At 45.9% G+C, this 25081-nt stretch carries 22 protein-coding genes; 12 read left to right on the top strand and 10 right to left on the bottom strand.

Annotated elements, in window-relative coordinates:
• Positions 1-140: 140 nt before the first annotated feature.
• Complete coding sequence (rimO, locus tag AAE02nite_RS16995) at positions 141-1454, bottom strand: 30S ribosomal protein S12 methylthiotransferase RimO (RefSeq protein WP_146900271.1); 1314 nt, start codon at positions 1452-1454, stop codon at positions 141-143.
• A gap of 405 nt (positions 1455-1859) precedes the next feature.
• Positions 1860-2324 carry a carboxypeptidase regulatory-like domain-containing protein gene (locus AAE02nite_RS16990; protein WP_146900267.1) on the bottom strand — a complete coding sequence of 155 codons (465 nt, stop codon included), beginning with the start codon at positions 2322-2324 and terminating at the stop codon, positions 1860-1862.
• Between the two features lie 302 nt (positions 2325-2626).
• On the opposite strand from AAE02nite_RS16990, the gene AAE02nite_RS16985 reads away from it, so the two are divergent.
• The 6 genes from AAE02nite_RS16985 to AAE02nite_RS16960 all read left to right on the top strand — a co-directional run bounded on the left by AAE02nite_RS16985 (position 2627) and on the right by AAE02nite_RS16960 (position 10735).
• Positions 2627-3367, top strand: coding sequence for a YoaK family protein (locus AAE02nite_RS16985; RefSeq protein ID WP_146900264.1), 741 nt, complete (start codon positions 2627-2629; stop codon positions 3365-3367).
• Positions 3368-3670: 303 nt separating this feature from the next.
• Positions 3671-4210, top strand: coding sequence for a DUF922 domain-containing protein (locus AAE02nite_RS16980; RefSeq protein ID WP_146900261.1), 540 nt, complete (start codon positions 3671-3673; stop codon positions 4208-4210).
• 627 nt (positions 4211-4837) lie between these two features.
• A complete protein-coding gene (locus AAE02nite_RS16975) occupies positions 4838-7909 on the top strand; it encodes a T9SS type A sorting domain-containing protein (RefSeq protein WP_146900258.1) in 3072 nt (1023 codons plus the stop codon).
• Between the two features lie 253 nt (positions 7910-8162).
• Entirely contained in the window at positions 8163-8537 is a 375-nt protein-coding gene (locus tag AAE02nite_RS16970; RefSeq protein ID WP_146900254.1) for a TM2 domain-containing protein, read from the top strand.
• A 126-nt stretch (positions 8538-8663) separates the two neighbouring features.
• Positions 8664-10064 (top strand): RtcB family protein, encoded by a 1401-nt coding sequence (locus AAE02nite_RS16965; protein ID WP_146900251.1) that lies wholly within the window; start codon positions 8664-8666, stop codon positions 10062-10064.
• Positions 10065-10174: 110 nt separating this feature from the next.
• Positions 10175-10735: a DUF2911 domain-containing protein gene (locus AAE02nite_RS16960; protein WP_246151123.1), complete on the top strand. Its 561-nt coding sequence runs from the start codon at positions 10175-10177 to the stop codon at positions 10733-10735.
• Between the two features lie 130 nt (positions 10736-10865).
• Here AAE02nite_RS16960 and AAE02nite_RS16955 read toward each other — a convergent pair whose 3' ends face one another.
• Entirely contained in the window at positions 10866-11504 is a 639-nt protein-coding gene (locus tag AAE02nite_RS16955; protein WP_146900248.1) for a hypothetical protein, read from the bottom strand.
• Between the two features lie 606 nt (positions 11505-12110).
• Between AAE02nite_RS16955 and AAE02nite_RS26335 the strand changes: the two genes are divergently transcribed.
• Positions 12111-12257, top strand: coding sequence for a hypothetical protein (locus AAE02nite_RS26335; RefSeq protein ID WP_170252628.1), 147 nt, complete (start codon positions 12111-12113; stop codon positions 12255-12257).
• 186 nt (positions 12258-12443) lie between these two features.
• Entirely contained in the window at positions 12444-14600 is a 2157-nt protein-coding gene (locus tag AAE02nite_RS16950) for a PKD domain-containing protein (RefSeq protein ID WP_146900245.1), read from the top strand.
• Between the two features lie 53 nt (positions 14601-14653).
• On the opposite strand, the gene AAE02nite_RS16945 is transcribed toward AAE02nite_RS16950, so the two are convergent.
• A complete protein-coding gene (locus AAE02nite_RS16945) occupies positions 14654-16069 on the bottom strand; it encodes an APC family permease (protein ID WP_146900242.1) in 1416 nt (471 codons plus the stop codon).
• Between the two features lie 255 nt (positions 16070-16324).
• Here AAE02nite_RS16945 and AAE02nite_RS16940 point away from each other — a divergent pair, with 255 nt between their 5' ends.
• From AAE02nite_RS16940 to AAE02nite_RS16930, 3 genes are all read left to right on the top strand, one after another.
• Positions 16325-17911, top strand: a complete 1587-nt coding sequence (locus tag AAE02nite_RS16940) for a hypothetical protein (protein ID WP_146900238.1) — start codon at positions 16325-16327, stop codon at positions 17909-17911.
• 97 nt (positions 17912-18008) lie between these two features.
• Positions 18009-18485 carry an OsmC family protein gene (locus AAE02nite_RS16935; protein WP_146900235.1) on the top strand — a complete coding sequence of 159 codons (477 nt, stop codon included), beginning with the start codon at positions 18009-18011 and terminating at the stop codon, positions 18483-18485.
• Positions 18486-18606: 121 nt separating this feature from the next.
• A complete protein-coding gene (locus AAE02nite_RS16930) occupies positions 18607-19020 on the top strand; it encodes a hypothetical protein (protein WP_146900232.1) in 414 nt (137 codons plus the stop codon).
• A gap of 267 nt (positions 19021-19287) precedes the next feature.
• Here AAE02nite_RS16930 and AAE02nite_RS16925 read toward each other — a convergent pair whose 3' ends face one another.
• From AAE02nite_RS16925 to AAE02nite_RS16910, 4 genes are all read right to left on the bottom strand, one after another.
• Entirely contained in the window at positions 19288-20040 is a 753-nt protein-coding gene (locus tag AAE02nite_RS16925) for a ZIP family metal transporter (RefSeq protein WP_146900229.1), read from the bottom strand.
• A gap of 417 nt (positions 20041-20457) precedes the next feature.
• A complete protein-coding gene (locus AAE02nite_RS16920; RefSeq protein ID WP_146900226.1) occupies positions 20458-20751 on the bottom strand; it encodes a heavy metal-binding domain-containing protein in 294 nt (97 codons plus the stop codon).
• A 49-nt stretch (positions 20752-20800) separates the two neighbouring features.
• A complete protein-coding gene (locus AAE02nite_RS16915) occupies positions 20801-21094 on the bottom strand; it encodes a hypothetical protein (protein ID WP_146900223.1) in 294 nt (97 codons plus the stop codon).
• Between the two features lie 82 nt (positions 21095-21176).
• The gene (locus tag AAE02nite_RS16910) at positions 21177-21650 is read right to left on the bottom strand and encodes a YcxB family protein (protein ID WP_146900220.1); all 474 of its coding nucleotides are present in this window, start codon (positions 21648-21650) and stop codon (positions 21177-21179) included.
• Between the two features lie 370 nt (positions 21651-22020).
• Here AAE02nite_RS16910 and AAE02nite_RS16905 point away from each other — a divergent pair, with 370 nt between their 5' ends.
• Positions 22021-23205, top strand: coding sequence for a hypothetical protein (locus AAE02nite_RS16905; protein ID WP_146900216.1), 1185 nt, complete (start codon positions 22021-22023; stop codon positions 23203-23205).
• A gap of 398 nt (positions 23206-23603) precedes the next feature.
• On the opposite strand, the gene nadC is transcribed toward AAE02nite_RS16905, so the two are convergent.
• Together nadC and AAE02nite_RS16895 are read right to left on the bottom strand one after the other, a co-directional pair.
• Positions 23604-24464 (bottom strand): carboxylating nicotinate-nucleotide diphosphorylase, encoded by an 861-nt coding sequence (gene nadC / locus AAE02nite_RS16900; protein WP_146900213.1) that lies wholly within the window; start codon positions 24462-24464, stop codon positions 23604-23606.
• Between the two features lie 83 nt (positions 24465-24547).
• On the bottom strand, positions 24548-24952 hold the full coding sequence (locus tag AAE02nite_RS16895; RefSeq protein ID WP_146900210.1) for a DUF4783 domain-containing protein: 405 nt from the start codon (positions 24950-24952) through the stop codon (positions 24548-24550).
• Positions 24953-25081: the final 129 nt, after the last annotated feature.

Genomic DNA, 25081 nt, shown 5'->3' with positions numbered 1-25081 from the left:
TTTCTAATTAGGTGAAGCTCTAGCCAAGCATATTATAAATTCAAATAAAAATTAGCTTCGCTCATTTATGCCGGAATACCCGGAAACAAAAAATCCGCGCTGTGTCCAGCGCGGATTTCTTTGCATTCAATGTAATTCCGTTAAGCGATTACTTCGCCGTACAAATCAAAATCGGTAGAATCGGTGATGCGGACGTTGGCAAAATCGCCGATGCGCAGGTAAGCATTTTTGGCAGGTACCAGCACTTCGTTGTCTACTTCCGGCGAATCGTATTGGGTACGGCCCACGTAATAACCGCTTTCTTTCCGGTCGAATAATACTTTGTAGGTGTGGCCTACGCGTGCTTCGTTCAGTTCTAAAGAAATACCTTGCTGCAATTCCATAATGGCATCGGCGCGTTCCTGCTTTACTTCGGCCGGTACATCGTCGGGTAAAGTAAAGGCGTGGGTGCTTTCTTCGTGCGAGTAGGTAAAAATACCCAGGCGGTCGAAACGGGTCTGCTCCACAAAGTCGTACAGTTCTTCAAAGTCCTGCTGGGTTTCGCCGGGGTGGCCGGCAATTAAGGTGGTGCGCAAGGCGATGTCCGGTACCTGCTGCCGAATATTATCTACCAGTTCAATGGTGCGGCGCTTGCTGATGCCGCGGCGCATGGTTTTGAGCATGTTATCCGAAATATGCTGCAACGGCATATCTAAATATTTGCAAATATTTTCCCGCTCGGCCATTACTTTCAACGCGTCCATCGGGAACTGCGACGGATAGGCGTACTGCAACCGAATCCAATCGATGCCGTTTACGTCCGATAGCCGGCGCATTAAATCGGCTAACTTGCGCTCGCCATATTTTTCGAGGCCGTAATACGTTAAATCCTGGGCAATTAATATTAATTCTTTCGTACCCATGGCGGCCAGGCGCGTAGCTTCTTTTACCAAATCTTCGATAGAGCGGTCTACGTGCTTGCCGCGCATCAGCGGAATGGCGCAAAACGAACACGGCCGGTTACAGCCTTCGGCAATTTTAAAATAAGCGTAATGTTTGGGTGTGGTCAGCAGGCGCTCGCCAATTAATTCGTGTTTGTAATCGGCTTCTAAGGTTTTGAGTAGTTGGGGCAATTCCAGGGTACCAAAAAAAGCATCAACCTGCGGAATCTCGGTTTCCAGCGAATCTTTGTAACGCTGCGATAAACAACCGGTAACGTATAATTTATCAATATGGCCGGCTTCTTTTTCGTCGGCGTATTGCAGAATGGTATCAATGGATTCCTGCTTGGCGTTATCGATAAAGCCGCAGGTGTTAATAATAATGATGTTGGCATCGTCTTTCTCCGACTCGTGCACCACGGCCATATCGTTGGCGCGTAACTGGCTCATCAGCACTTCGGAATCTACCAGGTTTTTAGAACAACCTAAGGTAATAACGTTTACCTTATCTTTTTTTAAACTTCTTACTTTCACGTATTTTCTTGCAAAATTGGCACTATCAAGCTTAATCCTAAACCAATGGTTAAATAGAATGGTTCGCCTGAGAAATAATTTGCAAAGGTACGATTTGTTTAGGGAATAAAAGAAGTACTGCCTCTAATTGATAAACTTATTTAAACGGGGATAAAATAAAATTCATAAAATAGAAATAGGTGTAGTAGCTATTCTGAATAATTTTTTCGTCTCCTTTTGGAGGGGGCAGGGGGAGGATTTTACAGCATATAATTCTAAAATAAAAAACTGAACAGGTATTTTACTCCGCCTGCCCTCTCCAAACAGGATTTTCTCCTTTTTGCGCAATTGCAATTTTAGAAAATAAAAATCTAGCTTATCGTTAGATAAAGGCAAGCAAAAACTAACTTCTAATTAGCTACCTATTTAATAACTAGCGTTATAATCAATAATAAAATCAATCAGCGTCAGGCGGCTTTCGGTAACTTCTACGGGGTAAATATTGCCGTCGCCGTCGAGGCGGTTGGCAAACAGGCCACCGGGCTCTTTCGAGAAAACCGAATATTTACCGGGTTTTAAATCTACCCGGAATAAGCCATCTTCGCCGGAAACTACTTTTGCCACCAGGTTAGATTTTAGTTCGCTGTAAAACGGCCCGTTGGCCTTTACTTGTTTCAGGTTGGTTAATTCGTACACAAATATTTCGCGGGGAGCTATTTTACCCGCCGCTACCGGTTGCATTTTGTCTTTCCGGTTGGGGCCCGGCATAAAATTACCTTCCCGCAGGGTAATGGTACCCAGAATGCCCTGGCTGGCGGCCGGCGCCTGCTGGTTCTGCGGGGCAAAAGCGAGGAATATCAGGCTTAGGATTAGTTGGGTTAATAAATTCATGCGCTCGCTCTATGCTTCTAAATTATGGCTCAAACACTTTACTTCTGTTTAAAGCTTTTCAATTTATTAAAAATTCAACATTTTACCATTAACTTTTGCCGAATTAATAATTTGTAAAAACGATTAGCTAAAACCGGATAAAAACCACGGGGGTAACACCTTGGGTTTACTTAATTTCGGGGGTACCGGTTTGCCGTTGCCATTAGAAATTTATAAAAACGGCGAATGATCCTGGCGGCTTTATACGCGCTGGTTCATCATAAATAAAACCATCTGTAAAGGTGCGTTGATTGGTAAAGAGTATGTTCAGACACCGGGGAAAGAACCGAACAATAAGCCATAATAAGAAAATAGCCTCTCTCCTTTCCTTTGTGGCTGGTATGGTTAATGTGGCCGGCTTTTTATCGGTGCAGCGATTAACCACCAATGTTACCGGGCACTTTGCTTTTTTTATCGATGAAGTTTTTAAGCTTCAATTCGCGCAAAGCCTGGTATATTTTTCTTACATCCTGTTTTTCTTTTTAGGTTCGTTTGTCTCTAACCTGCTCGTAGAAATAATTACCCGTAAAAGTGAGCGCTTTGTTTATGTTATTCCAACCCTGATAGAAAGCCTGATTCTGTTTACGGTGGCCTTAACCGGTAACCTGTTAAAACCCGGCAACGCGAATCTGATTGCCTTTAGTTTGCTTTTTGCCATGGGTTTACAAAACTCGCTGGTAACCCGCATTTCCGGCGCGCTGGTCCGGACTACGCATTTAACCGGGCTTTTCACCGACCTGGGTATCGAATTATCCCAACTCTTCTTTTACAAACTAAAAGAGCAAAAGCAAAAGTTATTGGCTACCATCCGGCTTCGGTTAAGAATTATTATTTTTTTCTTCACGGGCGGCGTAGCCGGGGGCATCTTCTACCCTTATCTAGAATTGTACGTTTTACTTATACCGGCCACCATGTTATTATTAGGATTGTGGTATGATAGCCTAAAATTCAGAATCATCAATTTAAGACGGCAGCGCGACACGAAGGAAAGAAAGCTCCGCTAACCGGTCCAGCCCTACAATTATTTAATTCTACGAAGTGCTCGCCTGGTTTATCAGCGGAAAGCTGAACATACGGGTATAATCAGGTAAAGGAAACGGCGAAAGCTGCTGCACCAGGGAACAACCCTATGAGTAAAACAAATTTGTAGCGTACGGTGCGGGCGGAAGAGCAAATTTGGGAAAGCCAACTTGGCTTACGGAACAGTATTTGCATAAACGTAGAAAAGTTTAACCGTATTTACTAAAGGCCATTTTTGCGCCTGCGGTAAGTACCGCTGGTGGTCGGTAAAAATTAAAAAAGATTAGATGAGAAGTTGCCTGCTGGTTGTGTTCGGTTTGTTTTTATCGTTGCGTGGCTTAGGCCAGCAACGGGATACTCTGATTTACAGTATGGAGCGGAAATTAACCTGGGCCGATTTTAAAGGTAAACCAAAACCTGCCGACCGGCATAATGGGGCACAAATTACCGTAACCATTAACCTGCAGGTTAAGAAAGTAAACTTCTGGACCGGCAAAGCCCGGTACGATGCTGTGGCGGTAGCCTTTACCGATGCTTCGTGGGTGAAAGCTGCTTATAAAGAGGCCTATACCCTGGCGCACGAGCAACTACATTTTGACATTGCGCATCTATATGCCGAAACCCTGGAACTGGAGCTAAACAGTTTGGATAGAACCGCCCGGCAAAAAGAACAGGTAGAAAACCGGCTGCAACAATATATAAAAGACATGACCGCTTACCAGGAATTGTATGATCAGGAAACCAGCGGCGGTAACAATATTGCCCGGCAAAAAGAATGGGCCGCCAAGATTAAAAAAGACGTGAGCATTATTAACAAAGCGCTTTAACAACAAGCCAGCTTACTGAGGTTTACTAACGCGTCAGCCTTCTGCCAGGCATAATTTGTACCTACCCAAACCTCATATTTTATACTTTACGCCGGCTCAAGGCTAAACAAATATTCCAGCGGCAAAACAAACCTATTATTACGGAACAGCCCAATATTAAAGGCAAGGTGCTATAGCTATCCTTCTTCTTTACACCAGCTACTAGCTGTTGGTTCTAAATAAATTCGCCTGCCGGCTTGCCGAAGCTTCCGGCTTTAAACAGAAGCCCTTACCCACCCCTTATTCAAGGTCTGATACCAGTTATTCAAACCGCTAATTCCGGCATTAATCAGATAAAAATTGATTTGCGCCAGAGGCCGATGCAACTTTAAAATGCCGGATGGTATCTTGTTGAAGCGGGCGCGCCAGTTTGGGCCCAAATCCGGGAGAAAAATGCCGGCCGTAAACAGAAACCTCAAAAATATAACCGGATGTGCCTATGCAAAATGCTTTTTAGAAAAGTCAGATAAATACAACACTGTTTAAAACAGCATCCGGGCAGGCTTTAGCCGCCTTATTGGCGCCTGCCGGATAAACGAATAACCGCTCCAGAATACCCGATCTGATAAAATAACACTATTGAAAAAAATGAATTACAAGCCCTTAATCCGGAAAAACAAAAGGACTTTAAAAGACCTTTCGGCCATGTTACTGTGGCTTTTTATTTTAATATTCCTCATCCAATACACTGCCCAAGCCCAAGCTACCAACCCAGCATTAGATCCCAATTTTCAGGTACCGGATGTTTGGGCCAACGGCACGGTTACGCAACTGCTGCCGTTGCCGGAAAACAAAACCCTTATTCGCGGCAATTTTGAGAAAGTACAGGGCCAGCCTAAAGTCGGATTGGCCCGCCTCACCACCGATGGCCTCCTGGATAATAGTTTCACCGCCGATATCGCCCACTATACCATTCAGGTAATGGCGGCGCAATCGGATGGGAAAATATTGATTGGCGGGTATGTTAAAACACCTAATGGTACCCAGCAGCCGGCCGTTGTGCGCTTAAACCCCGACGGCACCCCCGACCAAAGCTTTTTTATACAACTGGGGCCCAATGCCGGCGGCTTTTTGCTGACGAAAATATTGGTACAGCCCGACGATAAATTCCTGCTGGTGGGTGCTTTTACCGTAAGAGACTCGCCCAAACAGAATGTCGTGCGATTTAATGCCAACGGTGCACCCGATGCAAATTTTAACCTGACTTTAGTACCGGCCATTCCGGGCCAAACCCCGGCAGAATTTATGCAGGGCATTGGTTTACAGCCGGATAATAAAATATTGCTGAGCGGCTTTTTTACCAGCGTAAACGGCGAAGCCATTGAAGATTTGGTGCGCCTGCTGCCCGATGGTTCGGTGGATAAAACCTTTACCGGCGTGATTCTGGGCGGCATTCATACTTTTGCCTTCCAGCCCGACGGAAAAATTCTGATAGCCGGTCTGTTTAACTACAACAGCGACCTATCGTTCGTACTGGGTCGCTTACACCCCAATGGCACTTTCGATACCAGTTTTGATGCCGTAGAGGAACACGACCCGGGGCACACCTCCTATTTTAATACGGTTAAAGCCATGCAATTACTACCGGACGATAAAATATTAATTGCCGGTTTTATTCATAAGGTAAACGGGGTAGATAAAGAAGCGCCGCTGGTTCGGTTACATGCCGGCGGCACCCTGGATAATACCTTTGATTACCAGATGCCTTTCACAGCGTTTAATTCTTTCCGGGTATTACCTTTTGGTATGCTGGTAGCCGGCACTTTCAACAAAACCGTTGGCGGCGAATGTATCCACCTCGCCCGGCTGCGATCTAACGGCAGCGAAGATGGCAGTTTTAACGTGTCTTTACAGTACCGTACCGGGGCCTATATAGCAGCGCATCCCGATAACAAAATATTATTGTATGGCCAGTTTTACCGGGCCGGCCTCCTGGACCGGGCCAGTTTAGTGCGGTTGCTGGCAGATGGTCGGCTGGACATGAGCTTTACTCCCCGTTTCGAAAGCAAGGGCCCGCTACAGCTATATGCGGTAAATGTGCTGCCGGACGGTAAAATATTGGTGGGCGGGAATTTTACAAAAGTAAATGGGCAGCCCCGCCCGGCGCTGGCAAAACTTAACCCCGATGGCACCCTGGATAACACAGCTAATTTCCCGGATTTTGAAGGCTACCCCGACCTGGTACCGGAAATCAGGAGTATGCTGGTGTTGCCGGATAACCGGGTAATAGTGAGCGGCATTTTTTCTAAAGTAGCGGATAAAGCCCGGATTAGCCTGGCCCGGCTAAACAGCAATGGCACTTTAGACGAATCTTTCAACCCTGCCGTGGACCGGGGCGCTGCCCTGCGAATGTTTTACCAGCCCGGCGCTAACCAAAACGCCGGTAAAATTATACTGGCCGGTACCTTGCGGTTTACGGAGCCGGGCGGCCAATCTTTCTATAAAGTTATTTCGCGCTTAAACCCCGATGGCAGCCTCGATAATGGTTTTGCTTTAGATGAAAAGGCTTTTACCTCTTTTAATAGTCTGGCCTTATTGCCGGATGCCAAAATATTGCTGAGTGGCCGGCTGGGTGCCAACGATCCGTCTAAACTTTTCCGGTTAGATGCTGATGGCCATATTGAAACAAGCTTTAACGTGCCTCTCCATGATGCTAACGAAAGAATTTTAGCAATTGCTCCGCAAACAGATGGCAAGATAATAATTGGAGGTTCTTTTACCACAGTTAACGGTACCAGCCAAACGAATCTGGCTCGCCTGCACGCCAACGGCACCGTAGATACCGAATTTTCCGTCAACCTGAGCAGCCCCGCTTTTGTCAGCAGCCTGCTCACCTTACCCGATAATAATATGCTCCTGGGCCGGTATGCGTTGCTGCCGGGTTCGGGTAATTTACCGGCCGTACAAAAGCTGCTGTTAAATAGTGTACCGCCACCGGCATCAGACCAGACCATTACCTTTACCGAAATTCCGGATAAAACCCTGGGCGATGCGTCTTTTCTTTTAACGGCCACGGCTTCGTCGGGCTTACCGGTTAGTTTTGTGGTGGTATCGGGGCCAGCTACTTTGCAGGGAAACCAGCTTACTTTAACGGGCGCCGGCGAAGTAAAAGTAAAAGCCGTACAGGCCGGAAATTCGGCTTACCACGCGGCGGCAGTCGAAAAAGCTTTTTGCATAAAGCCGGTAAAACCAACCATAACGGCTACCGGTAATTTGCTGGCGGCGGCAGAGCCAGCTAACCCGGCTTATACTTACCAGTGGTATCTGGGCGGAACGGCTATACCGGGCGCTACGGCGGCTACTTATCCGGCGCTGCAAACCGGCGATTATACCCTCACAGTTGAGGTCGGTGCCTGTATTTCTGAAACTTCAGCCGTACATCGGGTAGATAAGGCGGCAGAACCGCCAGCTACGCAAATTGTGTTATTTCCGAACCCGACCCGGAAAGATTTACAGGTAAAAGCAGGCGCTATTTTGAGCGATAAAATTTTATTCCGGTTAGTTTCCGGAGCAGGTACCCTGGTGTGGCAAAAAGAAGCCATGGTGGTAAATAAACAGGTAGCCGAAAAAATCAACATTCAGGAATTAAGTGCCGGCTTATACGTGCTGCAAATAAATACCGGCAGCGGTTGGTCCAGTCATAAAGTGGTAAAGCTTTAAGTTGATTTAAATAAGGTTTCAACCCATATTTTAGCAAAACCTCCTGCGCAGCAGACGAGAGTATATAAATAATGTGCTGCCTTTTCCTGATTGCCGTTGCCGAATATAGCTGGGGCAAATGGATTTACCCAGCCAAACCGTGGTTAAAATATTCATTTATAAAGATTTTTTTGAAATAATTTATTTACGTATAGTTTCTTTCTATAAATTTAGAAAGTGATAAGCCTTCTATAACTAATTAATATATAATGCCATGGCCAATGTATTAAACTTTATGCCCGAACTGGAGCCCGACGAAATGGCTTTTGTGCAAACGGTGATGCAGAACATGAACGATGCGCAAGCCCAGCAGTTTACTAATATTTACCGGTCGCGGCGCAAAGATCCCATGCTAATTTTAATTACGGCAGCCATTGGCTTTTTCGGCGCGGCTGGTATTCACCGGTTTATTACCGGCGATATTGGTATGGGGGTTGTTTATCTTTTAACGGCGGGTTTTTGCTTTATTGGCACCATTGTAGACGTTATAAATTATAAGCGCCTGACGTTTAAATACAACACCAAAGAAGCCCAGCGGGCCGCCGCCCTGGTGATGGGGCAATATGGTGGCGCACCCAGTTTTTATTAACGTTCAGCAAATATATTTTCCGGAAAAGATGGGGCAACAAGGTAACGCAAATAACTAAAACACCAACACTCCGCCGCCGAATGCCGTAGCTATTTAGCACCTAATTATAAGCGCTAAAGCAGATTTATGGCACGTGAGAAACTGAAAGGCAAAGACATCCTGGATTTAGGCTATCCCGAAGGCAAAGCCATCGGCCTGGCCCTGAACTTAATGGATAAATATTACAAGAGTACCGCCAAGGACGAGCAGCTCGCCATCCTGAACGATTTATTTCATAATCCGGAAAAATACCGGCACCACAAGAAACTCGAAAAACTGGTGCAGGAGCTGGACGCCGAAAAAAACAAGCTGCGGGAAATTGCCTTAACCGAAGGTGCCCTGGATTTTAAAACGTACGGGGCCGAATACATTGAGCCGGGCGCGGTGTTTCAGATGGAAACAGCCATGAGTTTACCCGTTACAGTAGCCGGGGCCTTAATGCCGGATGCGCACCAGGGTTACGGTTTGCCCATCGGCGGCGTTCTGGCCACGAATAATGCCGTAATCCCTTACGGGGTGGGCGTAGATATTGGCTGCCGCATGTGCCTCACTTTGTACGATTTGCCGGTACATACGCTCGATAGAGATAAAGCCAAGCTCAAACAATTTTTAAACGATAACACCCGTTTTGGGGCCGGCAAGGGCTTTGAAAAACCGATGGACGATCCCATCTTTGCACGCCAGGAATTTAAAGAAATAGCCGTAGCCAGAGCCAACAAAGATAAAGCCCGCGAGCAAATAGGCAGCTCGGGTTCGGGCAACCATTTTGTGGAGTTTGGCATTGCCGAACTTTCCAGCGAACAAAACGAATTTGACTTACCCGCCGGCAGTTACCTGGCGGTATTATCGCATTCCGGTTCGCGGGGTTTAGGAGCAACTATTGCCAACCACTACACCAAATTAGCTACCCAAAACCGCAAGTTGCCGCCCCATGCCCGCCACCTGGCCTGGCTCGATCTGGATTCGGAAGAAGGGCAGGAATATTGGGCCGCCATGACCCTGGCCGGCGATTATGCGTCGGCTTGCCACCACCAGATACACGAGCGCCTGGGAAAGGCTCTCGGCGAAAAGCCGCTGGTTATGATAGAAAACCACCACAACTTTGCCTGGAAAGAGAAACTAGGCGATGGCCGGGAAGTAATTGTACACCGCAAAGGCGCCACCCCGGCCGGTAAAGGTGTATTGGGTATTATACCGGGCTCTATGACCTCACCGGGCTTTATTGTGCGGGGCAAAGGGGTGGAAGAAGCCGTTTATTCAGCTTCGCACGGAGCGGGCCGCATTATGTCCAGGCGGCAGGCAATGGATACGATTTCGGCCAAAGATGTAAAAGAAATATTGGCCCGGCACGGCGTAGAGTTAATTGGCGGCGGCCTCGACGAAGCGCCCATGGCTTACAAAAATATTCACCACGTTATGGCCAGCCAGGCCGATTTGGTAGAAGTACTCGGCACCTTTACCCCCAGAATTGTCCGGATGGACCGGTAATAATTCCGGTATTTTCACTGAATGAGGAGCAATCCAAATAATAGGTATTATCCGTACAATATATTGTAAGAATTAACGATATTTGTTTTAGAGACCAAATTTTTAGCGCTATGACCAATACTTCTGTTTTTAGATTATTTAAAACCGGCTTGCTCGCGAGCCTGGTAATGTTATGTTCGTTTGTGGCGGTAGCGCAGGAAAACAAAGCGCCTGCCAGTCCGCCGGCCACTGCTTCGGGTAAAATTGGAGCAGCCGAGGTAACCATTAACTATAGCTCGCCGGGTGTAAAAGGCCGCACCATTGGTAAAGAAATTGCCCCTTACGGCCAGGTTTGGCGTACTGGCGCCAATGCCGCTACCAAAATTACTTTCTCCAAAGATGTAACCGTAGAAGGCCAGGCGTTGAAAGCAGGTACTTATGCACTCTTTACCCTGCCTAGCGAGAACGAATGGGTTATTATCTTTAACAAAACTACCGACCAGTGGGGTGCTTTTAAATACGAACAGGCCCAGGATGCGCTGCGCGTAAAAGTGAAACCGACTACCTCGAAAGAAAACAACGAACGCTTTAAAATTACCGTAGCCCCTAAAGGTAAGAATGCCGGAGTTATTACGCTTTTGTGGGGAAATATTGCCGTTCCGTTTAATGTTAAAACCACTGCCGGTGTTTAACTAACGCCAGCGATTAAATTTAAAGAAGAGGCCCGGGAAAATATTCCGGGCTTTTTATTTGCGCTTTACCGGTGCCGGCGCGACAACCAACTGGGTCTGTTCAGGCGAGCATAGGGCAGGCTCAAGTCTTTTAGCGTTCGTATTTCTGGTACATGCGCGCGCCGTAAAAGATATGCAGCACCCCAAACCCGATGGCCCACAAAAACAAACCATATCCCACCACAAAAGAAGCCAGCAAACCTAACGAAATTTCGCTTAAGGCCAGGTAACGCAAATCGGGGTAGGTATATTTGCTTGTATTCAGCAGCGCCAGGCCGTAGAACAACAGGGTTGCGGGTGCTACCAGCGTAAATATGCCGTGGTCTAGCAGTATCAGGCAGAAAATACCACCCGCCGACAATGGAATAAACATGTTCCAGACTACCCGCTGGGCAGTTTTATCCCAAATAGGCAGTTTGTGTTTGCGGGCCCGCATGGTTGTTAATAAAATGGCTACCGCCAAAGATGCAAAAAGCACCAGCAAGGCTACCCCAAACAGGAAAATGAAGAATTCGGCATTCGGTATGCCCGAACTAAGGGTAGCACGGGTATAATATTCTTCCATGGTAAAAGAAAGCCGGTACCGGATAGCTACAGCGGCGGCCCCCACCAAGGCAAAAATACCCGCAAACACCCCCGACAAGCCACTCAGGGAAATAAAGCGGGAAGAGCGCTCCATCATCGACCTAATATCTGTTAAGGTTTCCAGCGGATCGGGCTTACGTTCCATAAAATATTAATTAAGGGTACTTGCGTTTGCAACGTTATGACAACGATAACCGGAACCTAATGTTTTGGTTTAAAGTTTCTGTGAAGCAAGAAATAGCTGTATTTTTTTGAGAGATAAATATTGGCCGAAGACGCGGTCTAGCCTTTTAACAATTGACTTGTCTGTAGGCTTTGCTGTGCCTTGGCGCTGCTAAGAAACCGGGCGAAGGTTTAAAATTGGCGATGAAAACACCACCAATGGCGACTAATAACACCACTAAAGGCGACTAAATTGCTTTTCGTCCAAATACCAAAAAGCTTCTTAAACAACGTTCCGGTAAGCCATTATTCGGCGGGCGCATCAATATAAATAACTACTGGAAGGATACCGCTTGGTGAGCTAACCAGGTGGCAGGTTCTTTTAAGTCTAAAGTTTTAGCGGCAAAATACCAGCAGCATTCAGGTTCATATTTGGTTTATTCAGACCCGGAATTCCGGCATTTACCTAATTAAAATTGATTCCGCCTTTTAGCTAATGCTACTTTGTAACGCAGGAAGGCAAAAACAGCCTTGTTAAGCGGCCTTTTGCTTCTCTTGAATTACCCGACCCATTAGCCAAAATAAAACTATGAACACCATTACAAACCTTTTTAACCTGCCCGATGCCCTGGAATGGGTGCCCTGCTACCGGGAAGTATTTTCTGTTCTTTCCCCAATATTTACCTCGCTTGGCAAAAAATTAATGCCGCTTCTGGTAGCTGCCCGCGTGAGCTGAGATAAAAGCCAGTTGCATTCGGGCTTTATTTATTTCGGGCCCTTTCGGCTACCGCTGTATTCCGGCAAAATCCAAGTACTTCTAAAATATAATAATTAAAAGCAGCCAACCTGCTTTGCTCAGAATTTCATTGTCTAACCTTTTCTCCTAATCTAAAAAAACACACCTGCCAAATTAACTAAAACTATGAAAAACAACAGATTACCCAATGCTATTAACACCAAAAACCAACAGTTCCGCCAGTACCTGGCGCAGTATAATTTATCTCTAAAAACCTTTATGTTGCTGCTGGTGGCCGTGATGGCCACCTTAACCAGTTGCGAAGAAAAAGAAAAACCCCAGCCAACGCCTACCGTAACCGCTAAAGCCGGCGACGACCAAACCATTACGCTAGGCACCCTGGTTACCTTAGATGCCAGCGCCTCTTCCGACAGCGAAGGCAAAACCCTGACTTATAGCTGGGCCCTTGTAACCAAACCCGCTACCAGCAATGCCACTTTAACCAACCCCAACCAGGCTAAGCCAACCTTTACGCCCGATATAGCCGGCGAATACGAACTGGAAGTAACCGTTTCGAACGGCAGCGGCTCGGCTAAAGATAAAGTAAAAATTACGGTAACGGCCCCCACCGGCGGCAACGTAAACCTGAACGAGCCCATTGACCAGGACGTGGTACTGGCCAACGTAGTAGCCGATCCCACTAAACCAGATTACCGCATTACCCAAAACCTGCTGGTAAATGCCAAATTAACCATTATGCCGGGCGTGGTAATAGAACTAGACAGCGACAAAGGCATTTACATTAACAAAAATGGCGCTTTAATAGCCAAAGGTACGGCCACCAATAAGATTGTGTTTACCGGTAAAGATAAAACCAAAGGCTATTGGGAAGGCATCATGGTTGTTTCGGGCAACCCCTTAAACGAAATGGATTTTGTAGAAGTTAATTATGCAGGCAGCAGTAACTTATCCGGCGTAGGTTCGGCTATCAAATCCGCTATGGTTATCTCTTATGATGGTTCTATTCCGGGCCAGGTGAAAATAACCAACACTACTTTTGCGCACAGCAACGGTTATGGCTTGTACCTGACCAATATTGGACAAGTATCTACTTTTGCCAACAACACTTTCTCAAACAATGCTGGTACTGCCATGTACCTGTCGGCTAACCTGGCACATAAGCTGGATGCTGCTACTAAATTTAAAGGCGGCAACGGCTACGAAGGCGTAGAAATTGCCGGCGAAGTAGAACAAACCAACGAAGTTACGTGGCCGGCCTTTACCGATGGCGCTTCCTACCTGGTTACCGAAGATGTTATCCTGGAATCGGGTGTGAAGATTGCGGCTGGCGCCAAAATTGAATTTGCGAACGAAACCGGTTTTTATGTGAGAGACAACGGCGCTTATATTATCGCCAAAGGCACGGCTGCGAATAAAATTGTGTTTACCGGCCGTAACAAAGTAGCCGGTTTCTGGAACGGGGTAATGATTGTATCTTCCAGCCCGTTAAACGAAATGGATTACGTAGAAATCGCTTACGCCGGCAAACGCAATTTATCCGGTATCTCCACTACCATTAAATCTAACCTGGTGTTGGCAGGTTTCAGCCCCGGCGCTAAGTTAAAAGTTACCAACTCCAGCTTTACCAACGGTGGCGGCTACGGTATGTATGTGCAGGATAGCCACGCCCAATTAACCGGTTTTGCCAACAACACTTTCAGCAACAATGCCGGCGCAGCCCTGTACGTTACCGCCGACCAGGTACATAAATTAGATGCTGCCTCTAAACTGAAAAACAGCAACGGTTTTGACGGTGTTGAAGTTGCCGGTGAAGTATCCGGCGAAAACGAAGTTACCTGGGCTGCCTTTGCCGACGGTGCCGGCTACTACGTAACCAACGATTTATTCTTCGATACCGGCGTAAAACTGGAAGCCACTGCCAATGCCGCTCCTACTTTTTACTTTGCTACGGATAAAGGCTTGTACGTACGGGAAAATGGGTACCTCATTGCCAAAGGTAATGCCACCCAAAAGGTAACTTTTACCGGTAAAACGGCTCAAAAAGGCTTCTGGAAAGGTATTATGATTGCCACCGACAACCCGCTGAACGAAATGAACCACGTACAAGTATTAAACGGCGGCAAATCTAACTTGTCGGGGGTAAACGAAAAATCGAACGTAACCGTGCGTTACGACGGTGCCCTGAAAGTAGTTAACTCCAAATTTGGTAACAGCAACGGCTACGGCTTATTTGTCAAAAGAAATGGCGTGATTAACGCCGATGCCGGAACTGCCAACGTTTTCGAAAACAACACCGGCACCGGTTACCACAAAGAAAATTAAGATTTTACATGCAGTTTGTTTTTAAGGCCTCCTGGTTTCCGGGAGGCTTTTTTTTATACCTGCTCTACTGTTTCCGGAACTGTTTTTTGCCGGTTAAACCACCAGTAAAGGGGTACGCCCGTTAGCATCAGTACCAAGCCCAGCATGGCTTCGCGGGGCCGCGCAAAAAAGGTATTAATTACCAGGGCTGCGCAAAACAAAATCATGAAAGCCGGTACTACCGGGTACCCCCACACTTTGTAAGGCCGCGGCGCATCGGGCATTTTTCGCCGTAAAATAAAAACACCCAGCGTAGTAGCCCCATAATAAATAAAAACCGCAAAAATAATCATATCGGTTAGCTGGTCGAAAGTGCCGGACAATACCAGCAAACAAGCCCAGGTACACTGAAACCACAACGAATTAGCGGGCGTTTTAACCCGGTTGAGTTTGGCGGCTGGTTTAAAAAATAATCCTTCGCGGGCCATGGCAAAATAGGTGCGGCAGCTGGCCAGAATTGTAGCGTGGGCACAACCCAAGGTGGTAACCAGAATAAGGATCGAAATAAAGAAGGCACCCCGGGAGCCCCAGAAACTCCGCACTGCCTCCACAGCCGCAATTTTATTCCCGGCAGCATGAATTTCGGCTAACACCGGTACCGGCAGCAGGGCCAGGTAAGTGGCATTTATCAGCAGGTATACAATAATGACGGAAAATACCCCAATGGCAATGCCGCGCGGAATCTTACGGGTAGCATCTTTTATTTCGCCGCCTACGTACCCAATGGCCGCCCAGCCCTGGTAAGCCCAGAATGCCGATAGCAATGCCGTGAATATAGCACCGGGCGTAACGGATTGCTGATTAGTGGTAGCAAACTGCCAGCTTTGGCTTAGTTCCGCCTGCGGGCTGCTTAACCCAAAAACCACAATTAGTAAAATACCTACCGAAACCAATATTAAAATACCCGTGCTGATTCCTGCTCCTGCCCTAATACCCCGGGTATTAACTAGGGTAAGACCTAAAATCAAAAAAATAGCTGTTAGTTTTACCGAGAAATCGGCGAAGGGGTAAAATATACCGCCAATATTAAAACTGGCCAAACCGGGTAGCAAAGTGGGCAAAGGCCCCAAACTGTTTAGCGATTGGGCAAATACATAAGCCAGCGACGAGATAGCCGCCGTTTGAATAACCGTAAATAACGACCAGCCGAAAATAAAGGCAAAAAACCGGTTGTATATTTTTTTGTAGTAAGCGTATTCTCCGCCGGTATCGGCCAGCAGCCCGGCTACTTCGGCATTGCTTAGGGCGCCAAACAAGGTAATAATACCGCCCAGCAACCAGCAAAGCAGCACCCAGCCTGGCGAAGGGAGTTCGCTGGCCATGGGTGCAATTTTCTTGTAAACGCCCGAACCAATAATATTACCCACTACCACTACTACCACCAGGCCCAAGCCCAGTGTTCGATTTAATCCGGATGGTTTATCGCGCATAAGTAAAAACTAAAGTGCCCGGATTAAGCTACTCAATCTGAATACAAAAGCCTATTTTGCGGCAATAGTTTTTAGAAGAAATAGGTTACAGTATATTTAACTATAAGCAAGTGGCTGTTACGCTTGCTCTATTATCGGAGCTCATTAAACTGGACAACATCATTTAATTTAAAATTTTGGCGCGGGTACTTGCGGCGTTTGCCTTAACTTACCGGCAAAATCAAAAACTTTTCCTGATCAGGAATATTAAAAGAGATGACAAAAAATATAGGTGCTATACTTTTTTTTACCATTGTTATCGGCATCTCTAACTTAACAGCGCAGCATAAAATTACCCCCGCCGATATCGGGTTTGTGCGGCAGGGCGTGCAACGCCTTATTTTCGATCCGAAGCAATCTATTTTATTGGCAACCCTGGAGCCAGCGAATATAATTGGTTTGGCAGCCATGCACCCTCAAACTGTCTATAGCCCCGATACTGCTAATATTACCATAAATAAAGATGTATTAACTGTAAAATCGCAGCAGTTTACCGAAACAGGTATTTGGCTGGGTGGCTGTAATCCGTTTGCTACTTATTCTATGCAGGTAGCGGCTTTAAAAGGAACCGGTGCAGTGGGGTTCGAATTTACAAATGCCGGTAGTACCGAACGTTTCCAGGTGTTTATGAAATTTGCGGCGGGCCGCTTCACCGATGTAATATTGAAAATTGTCCGGAACCAAAAAATCGTTCTGGAAAAATCGATTCGGACCAACCCCATACCCGAAACCAATGGGTCGGGCGAGTTAATTTTGCAGTTGTTTGGCAGCGGCTTAAACTTTTTTGTAAAAGATACCGGGCTGCCCGTTATCGTAGCACAGGCCAATTTTAACCAAACGCTGGATTTGCGCCAGCGAACCGTGATAAATACCTTCCAGTCGCGGTTGCTGTTTAGTTTAACTGGCGGCGAAGTAGCAATCCGGAAAGCACAATCGGCTATTACTACCGGGGCCGGGCAGGCCGATATCCGGGTAATAACGCGCAAAGATGGCTCTCCTTACCTGGACCAGGGCCGTTTGTGGTATACCTTGTCTATCCGTGGCCGGGCTTTGGACCACCACGTACAAGGCGTATTTAGCCTGAATCCATCGGCTTTTGATTTAAAGTTAGAGGGAATTATCGTGTTCGACCGGGAGGACGGTCTGTTGCGTAATGAAATTTCGTCGCATCTGTTTTATGACGGCGACAGCAAAACCTGGCGCGGCTTTACAACGGGTTTTTCGTTTGCAGCTAATCCCCAGACTGAGAAAAAACAAATCTGGGCTATTGAAAGCAAAACCGATCCGCGCTTTGGTCTTTCGGTGATGAAAGCGAAACCCACCAATATTATCGGCGACTTTGAAGATTCGCATGTGCTATACGACGCAGCAGCTAAAAAATGGCGGATGCTCACCTGCGAAAATATAGACGGCTACAAAGCGGTGCTGCTCCAATCTGACAAGTGGGATGGCGTTTACAAACGCCTGGCGGGTCCGGTGAAAGAGAATTCAACGGGCACCTCTATGCAGCAAATTGGCGGCAAATGGTATTGTTTTTCGGGTAGCGCCGAACGTAAAATATTTGTGTACACCTATCCGGATTTAAAACCGGCCGGTACCCTGAAAATGGATTTACCGCCCTGGGATGCCAAAGCCGGTACCCGCGTGTGGCCCAATATTGTCGCTTTACCCGATGGTTATCCGGTTAAGTATGTAGCCTTAATGATGGACCGCTATAACTACCCGGGTATGAAAGGGCCAAACTGGACTTACGGCGCACTTTACCTTTATCACGGCAGCACTCCATCAGATAAAAATAATTAAATTCTTGCCGGATAAAAGGTTAATTGAATATAGGAAACCTGCATATTCTCATTTTGGGAGTTGGAATTAAATAAATAATAACAGTTAAAAGAGACTCATGAACGGACAGCATGTTTACAAAGTAGCCATAACCTGGACCGGGAATAAAGGAGAAGGCACGGTAAATTATAAAGCTTACGACCGCAGCCATACCATCGCGGTTGAAAATAAAAGCGATTTACCTGGCTCTTCTGACCCAGCCTTTCGGGGTGATAAAACGAAACATAACCCTGAGGATTTATTGGTATCTTCTCTATCGGCCTGCCACATGCTCTGGTATCTGCATTTATGCGCCGAAGCCGGCGTGGTGGTAACCGCTTATTCCGACAAGGCTACTGGAACGATGGTAGAAACCCCGGAGGGTGGTGGGCATTTTGTAGCGGTTACTTTAAACCCCGAAGTAACCGTAACAGAAGCCTGGATGGTTGCAAAAGCCGAAGCCCTGCACCAGGAGGCAAATAAACGTTGCTTCATCGCCAATTCCGTTAATTTTCCGGTGCACCACCACCCTGTTTGTAATGTGCTTAAACAATAGCTTTGGCTCTTTTTAGCCCATTATCACAAAGGTTAATTTATGTAAATTGCCGCGCCGGCGCGCCCGTCTGGTATGCTGATGAGGAATAAATTTGCCGGCAATTAAAAGCCAACCCCTATAAATGAACAACCTCGATACTACCCGCATTGCTGCTACCGGTATGTTAATTATTCTGTCGCTGATAATATTATTCCATTTATTGGTAATGGTAGGCATTATACCCTACGACATGGTGTGGGGAGGCCGGCTAAAAAATTCCGCCCAGATGCTTTCTTTTGAGGCGATATCTATACTGCTGAATTTAATAATGCTGGCCGTGGTAGGCATTAAGGCAGGTGTTTTTAAAGTAAACATACACCGAACCATTATACAAGTGGCACTGTGGGCCATGTTTGGTCTTTTCCTGCTCAACACGCTTGGTAATCTGTTGTCGCAAAATGAGCTGGAGAAACTAATATTTACGCCGCTAACCCTGCTCTTAGCCGTATTTAGTTTGCGGCTGGCCTTAAGCAAAGAGCCCAAAGTTTCCTATTAATATTCTGTTTGCTACCAGGTAAATAGCCTAGATTTAGAGGCAAATAGGATCTCGCCATTCAGGTTGGAGTTCTGTAATTTACCTGGTCCCAGGACCCAGGACTACACCCTGGGCTAAGTTATTACGCCCTTTCAGGGCTATTTATATTCTAGCTAAAATACTTCAGGTCCAATCCCTCCCCTAAATCATTAATAATTATTCCTTAACCACTAACCACTAACAACTAACAACTAATAACTAACCACTAATAACTACCTACTTAAAACCCTAATGCGCCAAATCACCGGCCAGGGCCAGGAGCGCGCCGGCAAGGGTAGCCAATATTTTGTTGCGGTTAAAGCGGTGTTCGGGGCTGGTTTCGAACAGGATGGTAGTGGAAATGTGCAGGAAGTTACCGGCAACTAACCCGGAGAGCACCGTAAAAGCATTGCCTTCCTGTAGTTGTTCCGGAATAATATAGTTACTGAATAAAATGCCCAGCGGTGAGGCAACGGCAAAAATAAGCAGATAAGCAAAGGCCTTGGCAAAATTATTTAACCGGAAAACCAGAATGGTCATGAGCGCAAAGGCCGCCGGAATGTGGTGAATGGCAATACCGGCCAGCACCTGATAAAAGTTTTCGGCTAAGTGCGAGTGCGGCGCTACCGAGCGGTTTTCCAGCAGAATACTGCCCTCCAGAAAAGAGTGAATGGTAAGGGAAAGCAATAATAAAAAAGGTACCGAATTGTTGCTTTTTTCGTGAGCGTGCAGGTGCATGTGGCCGTGCTCAATACCCTGCGAGAATATTTCGAGTACCAACTGCAGAAAGAAGCCCGCCAGTACGTAATACCCAACGGTATGCGGGTCGGAACTGGTCATTAACACATCGGGCAGAATGTGAATAATGGTAAGCGTAAAAAGATAGGCCCCGCTGAACGCCAGGATAATTTTTAACCAGCTTTGTTTGCGTTGCGGAAAGAACCGTACGAGCCAGCCCGCCAGAACTACCGTAAAAAAAAGAATAAATATAGCTGTCAGCATTTGCCGATGAGGTTTTTGCCTGTGAACAGAACTTATGTAAACAGAACTTAAGTGATTAAGCCGTTGCCGCTGGGTTCTTCTGAATATACCATCTTTTAAAGGCCTTTGCCTAAATCCCGGCTGCAGGCATCTGCCTCAGCCTTGTCTGTTCCCTAACCACAGGTACTTTAAACGAGTTGGCAAATTTTAATATAAACCGGTTTGGCACAGCCCGGGTAAACCTTGAGATGCAAGATTCACAAAAAGATTATTGTGCTTTTCGTAGCCATCTTTAAAGCCGGTAAGTTCTTAGTCAGCACACCATAAGCCATTAGGCCGCATAGGTGTATTATTTAACACTTGCGCCTGTAATAGAATAATGTGCAAAAAGGCAGGTTTGCACCTGCCTTTTCAGTACCAAAATATCGGCTAAAAATGTTAATTAGTTTTTTGAGCCGTTGAATCGGCAGTTGCTCCTTTATAATTCGGGTTTTTTACCAAATCCATGGCGCAAACCGGGCATTTACCGGGCTCGTGGCTGGCGCTGCCTTCACATTCCATGGGGCAGATATAAGCCATTTGGGCCGCTGATGACGCGTCGGCATTGTTCGTTTCGGTGGCTGATTGGTCGTAAGCACTTTCGCCGGGCAACTTTTCGGTTTTATTGCTGCTGCAGCCAATGCCCGCCAAAAGGGTTACCGAAAATAATATTCCTAAAAATTTAGTTTTCATGGGCAATAAAAAACGGAGCCTCCTAACCGGAAAAACTCCTCCTAATTAATTATTCGTGATTTTCTACCGAGTCTTTAACAGTAGTTTCTTCTTTCTTATCCACAGACTTGGCTCCGCCTTCTAACTCATTGGAGTGTTCGTCGTGGTTAAGTTGTACTTGTTGCTGGGTATCATGGGCGCTTTTATCAGCGGCATTATCCAGATTGGGCGTACTGCGGGTTCCGGGAGGTACGGCATCCACCGATACTTTCTTACCGGGACGCAAATCCGATGGTTCACTGCTACAGGCTGCCAGCGATAAACCGCCTATTACAAAAGCTATGGTTAAAATCCGTTTTGTCATGTGGGTTATTTTTTAATTTATTAGCTGCTACAAAAAAGTATATTTATAAATTAAATATGCCGATAGAACAAATACGAGATGCTTACGCAATAAGGTTTTTGCGTTTCAGGTAAGCCTCCATCATTTTAACATCGTTGGGGTTGTTAAAAATACGGAAAGGCAGGTAAATGAATTGGGCTTTAGAAAGCGAGAGCAGAAAATGGTCTTCGGCTTTTTTGGCACTTTTAATCATATCCCAAGTCACGGGCATACCCTGGCGCTCGTTCAGTTTCATTAATATTTGCCGCCCGTCTATCTCGTACGACATTTTTTCGAACATCACCTTATTCTGTTCCAATTGGGTTACCCCGGTAAACTGAATAGCCCAGAACAACAGGTACAACACCACAATAAGAATAGCGCCCGAAATAAACCACCACGATGGCCAAATAAAAGCCAGACAAGCCACCGCAATAGGACCAATAATGTACCACCATTGCTTCCGCAACAGTTCTACCATGGCCATTTTAATATATCGGCTGGTCTCCAGCTTATATTTTTTTGTTTTAATAATCACCGGTAAAGAAATTAAATATTTATTCAGAACAGAAACCCACGCTGCAAAGCCTGCTTTTCCATTTCGAGCACAAAAGTAGTTAATTTTTAACTTCTAACAATTAGCTTTTTAATCATGCGCCCCTATTCCTCGTAAGCTTTTAAATTTTTCTGCTGAAGACAAAGGGTATGCTTGGTTAAATAGGACGATACCATCTTAAATCTAACTGTAAACCTGGTAAGCACCTGTAAATCCTCTTCCCGTAAATTAAGAGCTGACCTGAATAAATATTAAATATTATTCAAATGCGATAAATATATATTTTGTTTAATATATTAATTAACATATATTTATTTCGACATTAATAATATTTGATAATTAAGCACTTGGTATGAAAGATTCTAAGAGGGGTTTAAATACTAATTGGGCAGTGAATTGGGTAAATATACTGGCAGTTGGCTTGGGTATGATTTGCTCCCTGTTGCTCCTGGTAGCGGCCGGTATTATTATCCGGTTTCCCGAACTGGTAGATTTTATTCAGGTGCCGTATTTTGCCGCCGGAACTGCGGGCATTGGGTTGTTCATTTTTACATTTTCGTTTGTTTGGCTACGGAAAATTTTACGAACCCAGCAGAAATATAAAAGATTACGGCTGGAGAACTGCGAAATTATTGAGTTGGAAGTGCTGGACCGGTTTACTTATATAAAGCTGCTGCCCGGCGAAGAAGGCAATATTGCGTACCGGTATTTTGTAAAAACCGCGACCGGTAACTGGCAACTAGCCAACGGCCTGCATGCTATCTTCGTGCGGTTACAACCCGGTACCCGCATCCGGGCTGCCGTGAAGAAAAGAGAAACTATCCGCGAAATATTGGATCTAGAGATATTGTCTGAACCTGCGAAGAAAACAAATTCGGGTTGGCTAAACCAAGTTACCGATAAAGTAGCCAGCGAAGTAAAAGTAATTGGCTACCGGGACGGGCAATATTTAACTAACAGACTGCATCCGTTGCCGGAATTAAAATATTACTTGGTAGTAAATAATACACCGCAATTGGCCAGTGGTGCAGCTTTTAGCCGAATCAGGCTTAATCAGAAATATTATGAAGGGCTGGAACGGGCTACCACACTGCAAATAACCGTAAAAGATAAATATGTATTTCTGGGTTTACCCTCCGGCGAGGATGGACCTTTAACGTACAACTACTTTGTGGTAAGTACGGCCAGTTCCTGGCGATTAAGCACCCATTTAAAAGAATTATTTTCCGGTATTACCCCGGGTGCAGCCTTGCAAATAGCGGTGGTGGACAATTGTATAATGGATATTGATTTTCTGGAGAATTCGTATCCGGTTCCGGCGAAGGTTGCGGGTATGGTAATAGGAAAAGTAATCAGCGATGTAAAAATTACCGGCTATCAGAACGGCCGGTATTCTATTAAAAGAACCAAACCTGCTTATCCGTATCGGTATTATTTAACAATAAATAATATACCCGTTGAGGTAAGCGAAGCCGTTTTTAAAAGCACCCCATACTATGCCTTATTTGCGCCGGCAAAAAAGCAATTCGCCAGATAATCATGCTTAATACGCCGGTTATTTATTTGCTACCTATTTTCTCTGCCGGTGTTATTAAGTCTAAATATCTTTTCTTGTTGGCTTTATAATACCAATGAGCAAATAATACCCCCAGTAAAAAGTGGAGGGCTATTCTGAATAAAAGCTCGGTATATATTATTTCGGAAAATTCAAAATCTATTTGGAACAAATAACCTGGTACTGCCACTGCCAAACCCCAAAAACTGGCGGATTTTAGCAGAAAAAACCTTTTAAATGGCCGGCGCTTTGCCCAATAATTTAAGAATTTCTGGTCTCTTTCCAGCATATTTGCCATGGTTGCGCACTCATTTAGATCTTCATTCAGATTTGGCCAACGATAAACAATATACCAAACAGGTAAAATTGGCTACTCAGAATTAGTAAGCTTTGAGGCTTAAATCGAGGCTCCGGTTAGAGTGCGTTAGCGCCCCTACTGAAATATAATCTACCCCGGTAGCGGCTACTTCGGCAATCGTTTCTTCGGTAATGCCGCCGGAAGCTTCAATTTCGAAACGGCCATTAATCAGGGCTACGGCTTCGCGCATCAGGGCGGGGCTCATGTTATCCAGCATAATGCGGTCGATGCCGCCGGTATCCAAAGCCTGTTGTACCTCGTTCAGGTTGCGGGTTTCTATTACAATCCGCAGCTGCTTGTTATGCTGCTGCAAATATTGGTGGGTAGCCGTAATGGCCTGCCGGATACCACCGGCGTAATCTACGTGGTTGTCTTTCAGCATAATCATATCAAACAACCCATAACGGTGGTTTAAGCCGCCGCCAATTACCACCGCCCATTTTTCCATCATCCGGAAATTGGGGGTGGTTTTGCGGGTATCGAGCAAACGGGCTTTGGTGCCCGCTATTAACCCGGTAAGAGAATGCGTGTAAGTAGCAATACCGCTCATGCGCTGCATACAATTCAGGAGCAGCCGCTCGGCGGTTAATATGGCCTGGGCCCGGCCACTAACGGTAAAAGCCACATCGCCGTGCTTTACGGGTGTGCCATCGGGCAGCAACACTTGTACCGTAAGCGAAGGATCTACGGCCTGGCATATTAATTCGGCTACGGCTACGCCCGCCAGAATACCATTGTCTTTTACCAACAAACGGGCCTGGTTGCGAGCATTGGCCGGAATAGCGGCCAGCGAGGAGTGGTCGCCGTCACCGACGTCTTCCTGTAAAGCATTCTGAATAAATCTGGTTAAGGCGGCTTCGGTAATATAAGGTGGTCTGTTCATGGCGGCGTAAAAGTAAAAAGGCCCGCCTGTTTTGCGAGCCTTTTTACTTACTTTTTATTTACCGGTGTAGTTACAAAGCCGGTTTATTTCTTTGTAAAATCAATCGTATCTATCAGGTAAGAGCCGTTAGCCTGTTTTACCACTACAAAAACCCGGTACGGGCCGGCTTTGCTGTTATACGTACCAATGGCGTAACGCTGGCCCTGGTTAGAGCTGCCCTGGTGGTCGAACTCAAAACCGACAGGCGCATTTTTGGAGAAGAAATTCTTCAGCACAAATTCGGCCTGCGTTTTACTATAACTCGATTTTTCGCCGTCTAATCCAATTTCTACGGTATTATTAAAATAACGAGCCAAATCATTCGACGAACCGTTGCGGATTGCTGTCTTAATCTCGTCCGGCACATCGCCTTGCGCGCTTGCAGAACTTGTACCGACCATCATAACCAGCAGCAACACCCAGATTAGTACAAGCTTAAAATTTTTCATGTGTATTCGTGAATCAAATATGTTCTTTGTTGTGGTTTATAAACAAGCTAAAACTATGCCAAGCCCAGTATTACCGAATCAAATCGTTTTTATTTAGGGTTTAAGCGTACCCAAAGTAATAATTAATTT

Origin of the sequence: Adhaeribacter aerolatus (assembly GCF_007991635.1) — a bacterium.
Classification (GTDB): domain Bacteria; phylum Bacteroidota; class Bacteroidia; order Cytophagales; family Hymenobacteraceae; genus Adhaeribacter; species Adhaeribacter aerolatus.
This window is presented reverse-complemented; position numbering and strand designations above follow the sequence as displayed.

What these genes read in the sequence shown, in the direction of transcription:
- AAE02nite_RS16990 (WP_146900267.1), bottom strand. Translation starts at nt 2,324, where the DNA reads ATGAATTTATTAACCCAACTAATCCTAAGCCTGATATTCCTCGCTTTT.
- AAE02nite_RS16985 (WP_146900264.1), top strand. Translation starts at nt 2,627, where the DNA reads ATGTTCAGACACCGGGGAAAGAACCGAACAATAAGCCATAATAAGAAA.
- AAE02nite_RS16980 (WP_146900261.1), top strand. Translation starts at nt 3,671, where the DNA reads ATGAGAAGTTGCCTGCTGGTTGTGTTCGGTTTGTTTTTATCGTTGCGT.
- AAE02nite_RS16975 (WP_146900258.1), top strand. Translation starts at nt 4,838, where the DNA reads ATGAATTACAAGCCCTTAATCCGGAAAAACAAAAGGACTTTAAAAGAC.
- AAE02nite_RS16970 (WP_146900254.1), top strand. Translation starts at nt 8,163, where the DNA reads ATGGCCAATGTATTAAACTTTATGCCCGAACTGGAGCCCGACGAAATG.
- AAE02nite_RS16965 (WP_146900251.1), top strand. Translation starts at nt 8,664, where the DNA reads ATGGCACGTGAGAAACTGAAAGGCAAAGACATCCTGGATTTAGGCTAT.
- AAE02nite_RS16960 (WP_246151123.1), top strand. Translation starts at nt 10,175, where the DNA reads ATGACCAATACTTCTGTTTTTAGATTATTTAAAACCGGCTTGCTCGCG.
- AAE02nite_RS16955 (WP_146900248.1), bottom strand. Translation starts at nt 11,504, where the DNA reads ATGGAACGTAAGCCCGATCCGCTGGAAACCTTAACAGATATTAGGTCG.
- AAE02nite_RS26335 (WP_170252628.1), top strand. Translation starts at nt 12,111, where the DNA reads ATGAACACCATTACAAACCTTTTTAACCTGCCCGATGCCCTGGAATGG.
- AAE02nite_RS16950 (WP_146900245.1), top strand. Translation starts at nt 12,444, where the DNA reads ATGAAAAACAACAGATTACCCAATGCTATTAACACCAAAAACCAACAG.
- AAE02nite_RS16945 (WP_146900242.1), bottom strand. Translation starts at nt 16,069, where the DNA reads ATGCGCGATAAACCATCCGGATTAAATCGAACACTGGGCTTGGGCCTG.
- AAE02nite_RS16940 (WP_146900238.1), top strand. Translation starts at nt 16,325, where the DNA reads ATGACAAAAAATATAGGTGCTATACTTTTTTTTACCATTGTTATCGGC.
- AAE02nite_RS16935 (WP_146900235.1), top strand. Translation starts at nt 18,009, where the DNA reads ATGAACGGACAGCATGTTTACAAAGTAGCCATAACCTGGACCGGGAAT.
- AAE02nite_RS16930 (WP_146900232.1), top strand. Translation starts at nt 18,607, where the DNA reads ATGAACAACCTCGATACTACCCGCATTGCTGCTACCGGTATGTTAATT.
- AAE02nite_RS16925 (WP_146900229.1), bottom strand. Translation starts at nt 20,040, where the DNA reads ATGCTGACAGCTATATTTATTCTTTTTTTTACGGTAGTTCTGGCGGGC.
- AAE02nite_RS16920 (WP_146900226.1), bottom strand. Translation starts at nt 20,751, where the DNA reads ATGAAAACTAAATTTTTAGGAATATTATTTTCGGTAACCCTTTTGGCG.
- AAE02nite_RS16915 (WP_146900223.1), bottom strand. Translation starts at nt 21,094, where the DNA reads ATGACAAAACGGATTTTAACCATAGCTTTTGTAATAGGCGGTTTATCG.
- AAE02nite_RS16905 (WP_146900216.1), top strand. Translation starts at nt 22,021, where the DNA reads ATGAAAGATTCTAAGAGGGGTTTAAATACTAATTGGGCAGTGAATTGG.
- nadC (WP_146900213.1), bottom strand. Translation starts at nt 24,464, where the DNA reads ATGAACAGACCACCTTATATTACCGAAGCCGCCTTAACCAGATTTATT.
- AAE02nite_RS16895 (WP_146900210.1), bottom strand. Translation starts at nt 24,952, where the DNA reads ATGAAAAATTTTAAGCTTGTACTAATCTGGGTGTTGCTGCTGGTTATG.